The following is an 11,507-nucleotide window of genomic DNA, read 5'->3' as shown; positions in this document are numbered from 1 at the left end:
CGGCGCGGGCCGGGATCGAACTCGGCCACGATGCCGACCAGGTCGTCCACCCCGCCGAGGTGCTCCACGACGACACCTTCGATGCGCAAGTCCTCGCCCCAGACCTGTGCGATGAGTTCGGCGTCGTGGCGGCCCTCCACATAGATGCGGCTGGCGCGGGCTACCCGGGCGCGCACGCCGGGCACCGCGACGGACCCCGACGCCGTCCTGCCCGCGGCGGCGCGTGCCGGGCGCCGTGGCGCCGTGAGGATCACCGGGCGGCCTTCGAGCAGATACCCGGGGCCCAGCGGGAAACCGCGGACGTGGCCGTGTCGGTCCTCCAGTTCCAAGCGGCCGTGTTCGACGCGGACAACCGCCCCGACATAGCCAGTCTCCGCATCCTCGACGACCAGGCCGAGCTCGGCTTGATGCTCAGTCGAACGGGGCTTACGCCGGCCGGCGGCGAGAACATCGGGCCCGTAGCGATCCACGCGGCAATACTAGGAAGCCTTGCGGCCAAACGTCGTTACGGCGCGCCACAAGATCAGACGATTCACACTGAAATTCGTTGGCCGTCGACGCCGAAGAAGTGCAGGTGCCCCGGTTCCGGATGCAGGCGCACGCGGCTGCCCTTCTCGGGCGGGTGCCGTCCGTCGGCCCGGGCAACGATGGGCCGGTCGATCACCTTGCCGGAACCCGTGATTCGGCCATACAGGTAGGCGTCGGCCCCGAGCTCTTCGACGACGTCGACCTCCATCTCGACGCCGAGGTTGCCCAGCTCGAAGTGTTCGGGACGGACCCCGACGACGACCTCGTCCGCTGCGTCGCCGATCTCGCGGGGTAGCCGAATCGGCCAATCCCCCAGCGACACCGAGGAGTCCACGATCGGAAGCGTGAACAGGTTCATCGCCGGTGACCCGATGAAACCCGCGACAAAGACGTTGCCGGGATTGCGGTAAAGCTCGCGGGGCGTGGCGAACTGCTGCAGCACGCCGTCGCACAGCACCGCGACGCGATCGCCCATCGTCATGGCCTCGACCTGGTCGTGGGTGACGTAGACGGTGGTGGTTTCGAGCCGACGCTGCAGCGCCGCGATCTGGTTGCGGGTCTGCACCCGCAGTTTCGCGTCGAGATTGGACAGCGGCTCGTCCATCAGGAACACCTGGGGGCGACGCACGATCGCGCGCCCCATTGCCACCCGCTGGCGCTGCCCACCGGAAAGGTCCTTGGGTTTGCGATCCAGATAGGGTTGCAGGTCAAGCAGTTTCGCCGCCGCCAATACCCGCTCGCGGATCTCGGCCTTGGGGGTTTTGGAGATCTTCAGCGCAAAGCCCATGTTCTGCGCGACCGTCATGTGCGGATAGAGGGCGTAATTCTGGAAAACCATCGCGACATCGCGATCCTTGGGATCGACGTGGGTGACATCGCGCTCGCCGATCCGGATCCGTCCGGAGTCCAGGGTCTCCAGGCCGGCCACCATCCGCAGCGAAGTCGTCTTGCCGCATCCGGATGGTCCGACCAGCACCACGAACTCGCCGTCGCCGACGGCCAGCTCGAGGCCATCCAGGGCCGGCCGGTCCGCGCCCGGGAAACGTCGCGTCGCCCCCTCGAAAGTCACCGAAGCCATGCGCTACCCACCGAGCCCGGTGACCGCGATACCGCGCACAAAGGAGCGCTGCGCGATCGCATAGATGAGGACAAGCGGCACCATGATCAGCATCGAGGTTGCCATGATTATCGGCCAGCGGGCTACGTATTCGCCGCGCAGCCGGACGAGGCCGAGCGTCAGGGTCGCCAGGCTGTTGCGCTGCAGCATCAGCAGCGGCCACAAGAAGTCATTCCACACGTTGACCCAGGTGAGCACCGCGAGCACCATCACCGCCGGACGCGCATGCGGCAGCAGAATCCGCCAGTAGATCTGCCACGGCGAGCAACCGTCCAGGATCGCGGCCTCCTCGAGATCGGTTGGCAGCGTTCGGAAGAACTGCCGCATCAAGTAGGTGCCGAACGCGCTGCCGAACAGGCCCGGCACGATCATCGCCCACGGCGTGTCCACCCACCCGAAGGTCCGCATCAGAATGAATTGCGGGATCACCGTCACGGTCAGCGGCACCATCAGCGTGCCCAGGTACAAGACGAACAACGTGTCGCGGCCGCGGAACCGCAGTCGCGCGAACGCGTAGCCGGCCAACGAGCAGAAGAACACCTGCCCGGCCGTGACGCACCCGGCGTACAACACGGTGTTGAAGAACATCCGCCCGAACGGCATCAGCGAGAACACCTCGGTGTAGTTGGACCACCGCGGGTGGGCGGGCAACAGCGTTGGCTCGGTGACCTCGCCCTCCCGCTTCAGCGAACCCGACACCGCCCAGGCGATCGGAAACAGCCAACACCATGCGATGCCGATCAGGGCGGTGTAGACCAGCAGCGCGCGAAGGACATTGCGCTTGAACACCCGATCAGCCGAGACCACTGGAAGCCTCCCGAGAGCGCTGCTGGGTGAGCCGCAACTGAAACACCGTCAACACCAACAGGATCGCGAACATCACCCACGCCAGTGCCGACGCATAGCCGAATTCGAGGAACGAGAATGCATGCTGAAACAGCATGATGCCCAGCACATAGGTTGCGGTCTCCGGACCGCCGTTCGCGCCGTTGAGGACGTAGACCAGGTCAAAGGCCTGGAACGCGTGGATGATCGAGATGACCAACACGAACGACATCGCCCCGCGGATCAGCGGCACGGTGATGGACACGAACTGCCGGATCTCCCCCGCCCCGTCGATTTTGGCCGCCTCGTAGACGGTTTCCGGAACCCCCTGCATCGCGGCCAGCAAGATGACCGTCGCGAAGGGCACGCTGCGCCAGACGCTGACCATACACAGCGAGAACATCGCCCACCGGGGGTCGACAAGCCACGGGATGGGGCCGATCCCGATCCAGCCGAGCATGATGTTGAGCAGTCCGTTGTCGGTGTTGAAGACAAACTGCCACACGACGGCCATCACCACCGACGAGATGGCCAGCGGCATGAAGACGATCGTCCGAAAGATGCCGATGCCCTTGACCTTTCGGTTCAGCACGCCGGCGACGACGAGGCTGATAAGCAGGGTGGGCACGACGGTCCCCAGGGTAAAGATCACGGTGTTGCGGATCGCGATCAAAAACAGTGGATCCGAGGTGAAGAGATCTTCGAAGTTCTTCGTTCCCACGAACTTTGGTGGCCGGAAGACGTCCCAGCTCTGGAAGCTCATGTAGAGCGAGAACCCGAGCGGGAAAAGCATGAACACCGCGACCGCGGCCAGGTTGGGTGCGACGAACATGCGACCGGCCCACGCGCGGCGCCGCATCGGGCGGGGTCCGTTGGGGCGTTTCGCGTCAACCGGCGCGGAGTCGACCGATGTCATGGGGTGCGCAGCACCTCATCGAGGGCGCCCGACATCCCCGCCAGCGATGTTGCCGGACGGGACCCGCGCAGGACGGGCCCGAAGTTGCGGTCCATCAGCGCGGCGACCTTTTCCCAGGCCGGGGTAACCGGCAGCGCCTCCGAATGCGCGGGCCCCTCGGTGAGCACGGCGAGGTTGCCGACCCGCTGGTGGGCGTCGGCGAATCCCCTCGAGTCGAGTGCGGAGCGCAGCACCGGAACGAAAAGGGAGGACTCCGCGATCAACGCCTGCCCAACGGGACCGGTCGCGAACTTGACGAACTCCCAGGCCTGCTCCTTTCGTTGACTGCTCGCCGAGATGGCCAGCCCGGTGGTGCCGATGTCGGAGGCGGCGGGCCGACCCTGGCGGCGCGGTCCGACCGGTAGCGGCGCGACGTCGAAATCCAGGCCGTCGGCTCGCATGAACGTCTGGTACCTCCAATGGCCGCCGAGGGCGATCGCCGCCTTGCCCGCCGCGAACAGATCGGGCGTCGACATCGACTGCACCTCAGACGCGTTGGGCGCCACCCGGTGCCGGTTTGCCAGGTCGGCGTAGAACTGGATCGCCTCGATGAACGCCTCATCGTCGAAATTGAAGTGGGTCGGATTCATGCGCGGGGTGGCCCACGGCACGCCGTTGTTGATCGCGAACAACCCGGCAGAGTAGAACGAAACCCACGTGTTGACGAAGCCCCACTGGCTGGTGCGGCCCGAACCGTTGCGCTTGGTCAGAGCGCGTGCGGCGGCAAGGAATTCGGCGAAATTCCACGGCTGCTCCCAGGTTCGCGGCGGCGCGGGCACACCCGCCTCGGCGAAGAGCCGTCTGTTGTAGAACAGGTAGTTTCCCGACCATTGCTCGGGGAATGCATATTGTCCACCGTTGAACGTGAACGTCTCGTACAGGGCCTCGATGCTGTCGGACTTCAGTTGCGCCGCGAAAGCCGGGTCCCGCGCCAGCAGGGTGCCGAGATCCAGCAACACCCCCCGGTTAGCGAGCTCCGCGTAAGTCAGTTCCCACGCCATCAGTACGTCGGGGCACTTGCCGCCGGCGCAAAACGTCGACAGCTGCTGCATGACGCCCGGCGCCGACAACACCGCGCGAACCTTGATGTCGGGATGGCGGCGCTGGAATTCGTCGACGATGCGCATCCGGGCGTCGCGCTCGTCCGGATTGGCCGAGAAGAAGAAGGTCAACGCGTCGTTGTCGTCGGCGGCGCAGCCGGCGGGCCACGGTGCCAGCGCCGCCGCGGTGAGCGCGCCGGCGCCGCGCAGCAGACTCCGCCGTGCGATCGGCTTATCGAGCATGATGCTCCCGATCTTGCCCCGCGACCGGCCAGCGCGGCAGTGCGAGAACGGCCCGGCGCAGGCCCTCGGCGTCGCCGGTGATGTCGATCGTGTGAATGCGGTCGTCGGTTCCGATCCCGATCCGCAGCATGATCTGGGGACGCCCGCGCGGCGCGATCACGACGCCCGGGGCGCCGTCGATGAGCAGGACGACTCCCGCCCGCGCCCGCAGGGCGAACCGACGGGTCTCCTCGGCCACCTCCCGTGCGCCGCGCACCTCGGTCGGCACGTCGCCGGGAACCAGCGTCGGATCGACCCGGCGGAGCACGCCGGGCGCGAGCAACTCGAGCAATCTCGCGATATCGCCGCCGCGGGAGGCGGCCAGGAATGCCTCCACGATCTCGACGTGCTTCTCCACGCGCCGGGGTTCGGCGGGCGCGTAGCCCAGCAGTCGGGCGCGGGCCCGACTTGCCAGCTTCTTTGCGGCGGCCGGCGACCGCTCCAGGACATCCGCGATCGTCTCGAACGGCATGGCGAATACGTCGTGCAGCACAAAGGCAACGCGCTGGGCCGGTGAGAGTCGGTCGAGCACGATCAGCAGCGCGCGACTCACCGAGTCGGCAAGCAGCGCGTCCGTGTCGGCTGGCGCCGAACCGGTCCCCGCCAGCCGGTCCAGGTCCTCGGTGTCGGCCAGCGGTTGTTCGCCGCGCCGCTTGCGCGCCCGAAGCTGGTCGAGCGCCTCATGCGCGGTGATCGTCGTGAACCAGCCGGTGAGGTTCTGGACGGCGCCGAAATCCGAGCGACTCGCTTTGAGCCAGGCCGACTGCACCGCGTCGTCGGCGTCGGCGGCCGAGCCGAGCAGCTGAAACGCGACCGACCTCAGATGCCGGCGATCCGCGTCGAACCGTTGCGCGAGATCCTCGAGCCTTTCCGGAGCGCTCAAAAGGTCACCTTTTCCGCATGGGAGTCGTCAAGCAGATGACCACATCCATCGAACCCTCTGTCGCAAAGGAGACCCAGCACCATGACCCTACCGATTGTGCGCCCCACCAGGATTGACCAATGAACACGACATTCATCGCGGTAACTGTGACCACCGCGGTCGTCACCGCGGCCATTGCCGTCGCAGACCTCGTTCCCGCCAAATTCGTGCTAGCAAACTCGGCCGAGGTCGGGGTGCCACGGTCCTGGCTGCCGGCGCTAGGCGCGGCGAAGCTGGCCGGCGCCGCCGGGCTGATCGTCGGGCTCCTGGGGCTGCGGGCCTTGGGAATTGCGGCCGCCGTCGGTCTGGTCCTGTTCTTTGTCGGTGCGGTGATCACGCACCTGCGGGCCCGCATCCTCTACAACATCGCGTTTCCCGGTGCCTTCTTGTGCCTGTCGGCCGCGGCGCTGGCGCTGATGGTCGCCCACTGAGCTACGTCGGGCAGGGAGCGAGGTCAGGATGGGAAATACCGGATCCGGTCGATCGTGTCGGCCCGCCGGACCACATCGGCGAACACGATGCCGCGCCCATGATCCGAGTTGACCGAGACCGCGACCGTCGTACCCGCGCCGATCACCTTGCTCCAGCTGGCCCCGGCGAGTTGCTCGACGAGTTCGGCGGGGTCACGCGGATCGTCGTCGCCCAAAGTTATTGCGGCACTGGATGATAGTGAGCACAAAGCGGCGGACAAGTCTTTGCGTGCGACGGCGCCGAGGAAAGCCTCCGCCATTCTCTTGTGCCGCGCCCCGACCCGCCGAAAGCCGGCCATGAAGCCCGCGGTCCCCCGCCACCCCTGATTGGCAACCAGGCCCCGTGACAGCTGCAGGGCGGGCGTCACGGCTCGAGACCCGCGCCGCAGGAACTGCAGCATCATCGCGGGCAATTCCCAGTAGGCCCGCAGCTCGCCAATCTGCCACTGGCCGTTGGCTTCTCGGAGGTCGTAACGCAAGACAGCCGGGATGTACATCGTCACGGCCGGACCCATCGACACCTCGAGCTCGAGGTCACGCAACACGGTGGTGCCGAAGACGATGTCGAGATCCCGATGGAACTTGATGTCACGCGGACCGACGAAGGTGTCGTAGAAGCGATAAATCTGCTCGCGTCCCACGTGCGGCTGCGAGCCCACCGGGTCCTCAACCCATGCGTCGGCGGTGAACACGCCCACCCAGCCGTCGCGGTCATGAGCGGCGACCGCCTGCGGCGAGCGCTCTACTGCGGCAAGCAGACGCTCGCGGTCCAGTGGCACCACCATCAGCGGCTCTGCACCAACTCGATGTTGGCGGATCGCATCTCGGCCAGGGCCGTCGCGGCCGAATCGGGCGCCACGGCCGCGGTGAGGTCCACGATGACGCGGGTGGTCAGATCGGCACGGGCAGCGTCTTCGGCGGTGTGCCGGACGCAGTGATCGGTGGCGATTCCGACCACGTCGACCTCGTCGACATCGTGCTGTCGCAACCAGTCGAGTAGCGGTGTCCCGCTCTCGTCGACCCCCTCGAAGCCGCTGTACGCGGCGGCGTGGGCGCCTTTGCGGAAGACCGCCTCGATCGGGCCGGTGTCGAGGTCAGGATGAAAATCGGCACCGAAGCTGCCCGCGACGCAGTGCGGCGGCCACGAGGTCGAAAAATCCGGCTCGTCGGAAAAGTGGTCGCCCGGGTCGATGTGAAAGTCCTGGGTGGCCACGACGTGCTGGTAGCCCGGCCGGCTCGCCAGGTAGTCGTTGATGGCTGTGGCCAGGGCGGCGCCGCCCGCTACGGCCAGCGAGCCGCCCGCGCAGAAGTCGTTTTGCACGTCGACGATGATCAACGCTCGCACGCAATCCAGCGTATCGCCGCCGGGCTTCGCACCGGCACGGCCGCCGACAGCTGGGGCGATGCGTCGTCGGTTTGTTTGCCGAAGCGTCGGGTAACCCACCTGCCATGTTGATCCGCAGAATCGCACGACCCCTCTTGTCCGTTGCGTTTATCGGCCAAGGCGTCGAATCGCTGCTCAACCCCAAGTCGGCGGCGGAAGCCGCGGCCCCCGCGGTGGACGGCCTGCAGTCGCTGCCAGATCCGGTGGGCAGCAAGATTCCCAGCGACCCCCAGACGTTCGCGCAAATCACCGCGGCCGTCCAGATCGGGGGCGGCCTGCTGCTCGCCACCGGCAAGCTGCCACGCGTCGCGTCGGCCGCCCTGGCGTTGACAGTGCTACCGGCCAACCTCGGCACGCACATGTTCTGGACCGAGAACGACCCGCAGCGCAAAGCCGAGTTGCGCCAAGCATTCCTGAAAGATCTGAGCCTGGTGGGCGGGCTGGTGATCGCGTCCGCGGACACCGCCGGCAAGCCGTCGCTGGGATGGCGCGGGCGCCGCGCGGCCGCCCGCCTGTCCGAGCGGGTGTCATCGGCGCTGCCGGGCTCGCAGGACACGCTCGACGCCGACTTCGGCGAACTCGGCGAGAAAATCGTCCACGGCCTGCAGCTCGGAGCCGAGCGCGGGCGCGAGCTGGCGACCACGGCCGCCGAGCGAAGCGCGCCTTACGCCGAGGCCGCACTCGAACGTGGCCGCGAACTGGCGAGTACCGCCGCCGAGCGAAGCGCGCCCTACGCCGAGGCCGCACTCGAGCGCGGGCGCGAGCTTGCCAGCACCGCCGCCGAGAGAGGCGCGCCACTGGCGAAGAGGGCACGCAAACGCGGCGAGGAACTCGCAAGTACGGCGGCCGAAAAGAGCGGGCCGCTGGCAAAGAAGGCGCGCAAGCGTGGTGAGAAGCTCGCCGATACGGCGCGAGCGCGCGGCGTGGAGCTCGCCGATACGGCTCGGGCGCGCGGCGTGGAGCTCGCCGAGGCCGCCCGCCAACAGGGCAGTGAATTGGCCGACACCGCGCGTGACCGAGTCGGCGGCGGGGTCAAGACCCGTCGCCGGCGTCCCTGGTAGCCGCACGGTCGTTCTGGGACCGGTTAGCTCGGCGCTGCTTGGCGCGGTGCCGGGCGTACAGCGCCCATGACACCGCGACGACCGCGAACGAGGCGAGCTGGACGCCGACCACCCAACCCGCCGGGTAGATCACCCCGGTGATGTAGTGGGCGATGAATCCGTCCGCCGGCAGCGGCCCCATTCCGGCGCGGGCGCGGGCCCAGCGTTCGAGCCAGGTCAACGGGCAGTCGACGCGTTGGGCGGCAATGGCTATGCCCCAAATCACCGCCGCGGCGTGCAGCCAGATCGTGCGCGGCCAGCGAAGCGCGAGGAAACCGCCGACCACGACGTAACCGATGAAGGCGAAGTGCAACAGGACGACGAGCCCGACCACGGATTGGTACATGGGGTTCAGCCGCCCGAGTTCCGCTGTGGCGCCGAGCTTTTCAAGAAGGCGTCGACGATGGTGCCGACGCCGTGTTCGATGTCGACGGTGACGCCACGCTCGTCGGCGCCGAGGGGTTCCAGGATGTCGAATTGCGACCGCAGCAATGCCGGCGGCATGAAATGGCCGGTCCTGGCCGACATCCGGCGGTTGACCACTTCCGGTGAACCGTTCAGGTGCAGGAATTCGACGCCTGGGCAGTGCGCGCGCAATCGGTCGCGGTATTGGCGTTTGAGCGCCGAGCAGCTCACCACCCCGCCGTCGCGGTGGCCGGCCAGCCACTGACCCACCCGCTCCAGCCACGGATAGCGATCGTCGTCGGTGAGCGGTTCGCCGGCGGTCATTTTGACCACGTTGGCCTTTGGGTGCAGGGTGTCGGCATCCACGAAAGGAACCCGCAGGCGTTGTGCGAGCGCGGAACCCACCGTCGACTTGCCCGAACCGGACACACCCATCACCACAACGGGTGACGGCGCGGCATCGGGGGCCGGGGTTATGTCGGATCGCCGAGGTTGCGGTTCCATTCCACCCAACCAACGCCGGTGCGGCCGTCCGGTGTGCTGACGGCGGCCCAGGCGCGCGGGAAGTGGCTCACCCGCCCGTCGGCGGCGACCAGGCGTACCGGCGCGTGGCCGCGCACGTCGATGTCCGCGGTGATGCCGCCCGGATCGAGGGTCAGCGTGGCGTTCAGCGGTAACCCGTTGGCGCCGAACGGTTCCCGAGAGCCGACGGTCTGCAGCTCGCTCACCTTGCCGTCCGCGCCCTGAACGTAGCCGATGCTGAAAGCGGGTGCGCCGGGAATCCGGATGTTCACGCCGTGCAGGTGCGTGCCGTCGTCGAGATGCAGCGCGCTCCATATCCAATCCATGCTCCACCAGTCGCGCACGCCCCACGAGTGGTCGCGCTGCCCCGGGACGGAGTCGACGCGGTAGCTGATGTCGTTGACCGTGACGGTGCCCGAGACGGTGCACGGGATCTCGTACCGCGTCGTGAGCCGGTAGGTGTACGGGGTGCCGTCGGTGGCCCACACCAAATGCATCGTCATGTCGACGGGAGTTCCGAGCTCGCCGCGCAACAAGGCCGCCGGGTCGTCGTAGGCCTCGGCCCGGGCCCGGACGTCGACGCTGTAGGTCTGCAAGGGCGCGGCCGCGCAGTGGCGGACCTCGAAGGCGTCGGTGTTCAGCAGCCACGGGTCCGCCGGCAGCGGGACTTGCGTGTCCACGGCGACCGTCGGCATCTCGGGCCCGCACAGCAGTGCATGAACCCATGCCGTCCGCTGGTTGGCCACCAGGCCGATGCGAAACCAACCGCCCAATCCCTGTGCCGCATCGGCGAAGTCGGCATACCAGCTCTCGCTCCACAGCGGCTCGTCGGTCGGCGCGTGTGCGAGCTCGTCCTCCGCCGAGGGGCGCAGCGGCTCCGGCACCGCGGCTTTGGGCAGCGTCGCCAACGCGTCGGTGTCGAGCACATGGTCACAGTGCCGTTCCAGCATCGTCATGAACATCCGGTCGCCACGTTCGGTGCGTTCCACCAGCATGGACGAGACGATGGCCATCATGACGCCGAAAAAGCTTTGCCGGCGCACACCTTCGGCGACGTCGTCGACGGTGAGGGGCGCCGCCGGTCCCAGCGCATCGTGGTAGGCGCGCAGCAACGCGTCGTACCCGTCGCGGCGATCGCCGGTCGACAGCGCACAACCGAGGAAGTACGCCAGGTCGGTCAGTGCCGGACCCCAGGACACGGTCTGCCAATCCACGACAGTCAGCGGGCGGTCGGCGTCGGCGGTACCGAACAGCATGTTGTCCAGCCGATAGTCACCGTGCACCAGGCCCTGAATTCGGTTCGGTTCGGATTCCTGGGCCAGGTACCCGTCGAAGGCGGCGATCAGGTGTTCGCACACCGCGCGGTGCTCCGCGGCGATCCGGTCGCCGTAGCGCTCGATGAATCCGGCGTAGAGCTGGGCGATCATCGCCTGGTTGAGCGGCGCGTCCCGGTTGAGCCAGGGCGCTTCGGCCAGTGACGTGTCGCCGAGCAGTGGGCCGTGCATCCGCCCCAGTTCGGCGACGGCCAGGGTAGCCTGTTCGGTTGTGGCGCCGGCGATTTCGTCGCCGACGACCGCCGGCCCGGCATCGCCGAGAAGCAGGTCAAACGCTCCGGTCGCGGTGTCGATCGCGGCGTGGTAGCACGGCGCGATCGGCCCGCCGAGCCGCGGCGCTATGTCGCCGTAGAACCGGACTTCGCGCTCGTAGAGGCCCAGCGCCAGGCCGGTCTGCCGGCTCACCGGATCGGTTGCCGCGACCTTCAGCACGACCGAGTCCGGTCCCGGCGAGTCGGCGTCGGCGTAGTCGAGCCGGACGCGGTAGCACTCGCTCATCTGGCCGGTACCGATGCGCTCGACGGCGAAACCGGCGACACTCCCGGCGCCGATTGCAGCGGTCAGCCAGGAGGCGCTGAGGTCAGCGGGGCGTTCGATGACTCGTTCGGTGTCGGCGTGCATGG

Annotated in this window: 13 protein-coding genes; 2 read left to right on the top strand and 11 right to left on the bottom strand. The window is 67.8% G+C overall.

What is annotated here, in order from left to right; translation table 11 throughout:
- The 6 genes from A5736_RS07780 to A5736_RS07755 all read right to left on the bottom strand — a co-directional run.
- Nucleotides 1-470: DUF3097 family protein (locus tag A5736_RS07780; RefSeq protein ID WP_139333193.1), on the bottom strand; the 470-nt coding region annotated here is incomplete at its 3' end.
- Nucleotides 471-532: 62 nt separating this feature from the next.
- Nucleotides 533-1,606: an ABC transporter ATP-binding protein gene (locus A5736_RS07775; protein WP_076128082.1), complete on the bottom strand. Its 1,074-nt coding sequence runs from the start codon at nucleotides 1,604-1,606 to the stop codon at nucleotides 533-535.
- A gap of 3 nt (nucleotides 1,607-1,609) precedes the next feature.
- Complete coding sequence (locus A5736_RS07770; RefSeq protein ID WP_076128079.1) at nucleotides 1,610-2,452, bottom strand: carbohydrate ABC transporter permease; 843 nt, start codon at nucleotides 2,450-2,452, stop codon at nucleotides 1,610-1,612.
- On the bottom strand, nucleotides 2,439-3,329 hold the full coding sequence (locus A5736_RS07765) for a carbohydrate ABC transporter permease (protein WP_254848317.1): 891 nt from the start codon (nucleotides 3,327-3,329) through the stop codon (nucleotides 2,439-2,441). The genes A5736_RS07770 and A5736_RS07765 overlap by 14 nt, the downstream gene beginning before the upstream one ends.
- Before the next feature lie 53 nt (nucleotides 3,330-3,382).
- Entirely contained in the window at nucleotides 3,383-4,708 is a 1,326-nt protein-coding gene (locus A5736_RS07760) for a sugar ABC transporter substrate-binding protein (protein ID WP_076128075.1), read from the bottom strand.
- The gene (locus tag A5736_RS07755; RefSeq protein WP_076245445.1) at nucleotides 4,698-5,630 is read right to left on the bottom strand and encodes a sigma-70 family RNA polymerase sigma factor; all 933 of its coding nucleotides are present in this window, start codon (nucleotides 5,628-5,630) and stop codon (nucleotides 4,698-4,700) included. Before A5736_RS07755 ends, A5736_RS07760 begins: the two co-directional genes overlap by 11 nt.
- A gap of 119 nt (nucleotides 5,631-5,749) precedes the next feature.
- On the opposite strand from A5736_RS07755, the gene A5736_RS07750 reads away from it, so the two are divergent.
- Nucleotides 5,750-6,100 carry a DoxX family protein gene (locus A5736_RS07750; RefSeq protein ID WP_076128071.1) on the top strand — a complete coding sequence of 117 codons (351 nt, stop codon included), beginning with the start codon at nucleotides 5,750-5,752 and terminating at the stop codon, nucleotides 6,098-6,100.
- Between the two features lie 23 nt (nucleotides 6,101-6,123).
- Here the strand turns inward: A5736_RS07750 and A5736_RS07745 are convergent, their stop codons facing one another.
- Together A5736_RS07745 and pncA are read right to left on the bottom strand one after the other, a co-directional pair.
- Nucleotides 6,124-6,924: a nuclear transport factor 2 family protein gene (locus A5736_RS07745; RefSeq protein WP_076245443.1), complete on the bottom strand. Its 801-nt coding sequence runs from the start codon at nucleotides 6,922-6,924 to the stop codon at nucleotides 6,124-6,126.
- Complete coding sequence (gene pncA / locus A5736_RS07740) at nucleotides 6,924-7,484, bottom strand: pyrazinamidase PncA (protein WP_083667248.1); 561 nt, start codon at nucleotides 7,482-7,484, stop codon at nucleotides 6,924-6,926. Before pncA ends, A5736_RS07745 begins: the two co-directional genes overlap by 1 nt.
- Nucleotides 7,485-7,588: 104 nt before the next feature.
- On the opposite strand from pncA, the gene A5736_RS07735 reads away from it, so the two are divergent.
- A complete protein-coding gene (locus A5736_RS07735) occupies nucleotides 7,589-8,584 on the top strand; it encodes a DoxX family protein (RefSeq protein WP_076245442.1) in 996 nt (331 codons plus the stop codon).
- Here A5736_RS07735 and A5736_RS07730 read toward each other — a convergent pair.
- The 3 genes from A5736_RS07730 to A5736_RS07720 are packed head-to-tail and all read right to left on the bottom strand — an operon-like array spanning nucleotide 8,556 to nucleotide 11,505.
- A complete protein-coding gene (locus tag A5736_RS07730; protein WP_076128241.1) occupies nucleotides 8,556-8,969 on the bottom strand; it encodes a DUF2784 domain-containing protein in 414 nt (137 codons plus the stop codon). The genes A5736_RS07735 and A5736_RS07730 overlap by 29 nt on opposite strands.
- 5 nt (nucleotides 8,970-8,974) lie before the next feature.
- A complete protein-coding gene (locus A5736_RS07725) occupies nucleotides 8,975-9,463 on the bottom strand; it encodes a gluconokinase (RefSeq protein ID WP_083667244.1) in 489 nt (162 codons plus the stop codon).
- Nucleotides 9,464-9,501: 38 nt separating this feature from the next.
- Nucleotides 9,502-11,505 carry a phosphotransferase gene (locus A5736_RS07720; RefSeq protein WP_076245439.1) on the bottom strand — a complete coding sequence of 668 codons (2,004 nt, stop codon included), beginning with the start codon at nucleotides 11,503-11,505 and terminating at the stop codon, nucleotides 9,502-9,504.
- Nucleotides 11,506-11,507 lie beyond the last annotated feature (2 nt).

The organism is Mycobacterium sp. SP-6446 (assembly GCF_001954045.1).
Lineage (GTDB): Bacteria > Actinomycetota > Actinomycetes > Mycobacteriales > Mycobacteriaceae > Mycobacterium.
Note: the sequence above shows the minus strand (reverse complement) of the source record. Positions and strands in the feature narration are given on the sequence as shown.

Excerpts from the sequence above, each read along its gene's own strand:
- A5736_RS07720 (WP_076245439.1), bottom strand. The coding sequence starts at position 11,505 with ATGCACGCCGACACCGAACGAGTCATCGAACGCCCCGCTGACCTCAGC.
- A5736_RS07725 (WP_083667244.1), bottom strand. The coding sequence starts at position 9,463 with ATGGGTGTGTCCGGTTCGGGCAAGTCGACGGTGGGTTCCGCGCTCGCA.
- A5736_RS07745 (WP_076245443.1), bottom strand. The coding sequence starts at position 6,924 with ATGGTGGTGCCACTGGACCGCGAGCGTCTGCTTGCCGCAGTAGAGCGC.
- A5736_RS07760 (WP_076128075.1), bottom strand. The coding sequence starts at position 4,708 with ATGCTCGATAAGCCGATCGCACGGCGGAGTCTGCTGCGCGGCGCCGGC.
- A5736_RS07765 (WP_254848317.1), bottom strand. The coding sequence starts at position 3,329 with ATGCGGCGCCGCGCGTGGGCCGGTCGCATGTTCGTCGCACCCAACCTG.
- A5736_RS07735 (WP_076245442.1), top strand. The coding sequence starts at position 7,589 with ATGTTGATCCGCAGAATCGCACGACCCCTCTTGTCCGTTGCGTTTATC.
- A5736_RS07750 (WP_076128071.1), top strand. The coding sequence starts at position 5,750 with ATGAACACGACATTCATCGCGGTAACTGTGACCACCGCGGTCGTCACC.
- A5736_RS07775 (WP_076128082.1), bottom strand. The coding sequence starts at position 1,606 with ATGGCTTCGGTGACTTTCGAGGGGGCGACGCGACGTTTCCCGGGCGCG.
- A5736_RS07730 (WP_076128241.1), bottom strand. The coding sequence starts at position 8,969 with ATGTACCAATCCGTGGTCGGGCTCGTCGTCCTGTTGCACTTCGCCTTC.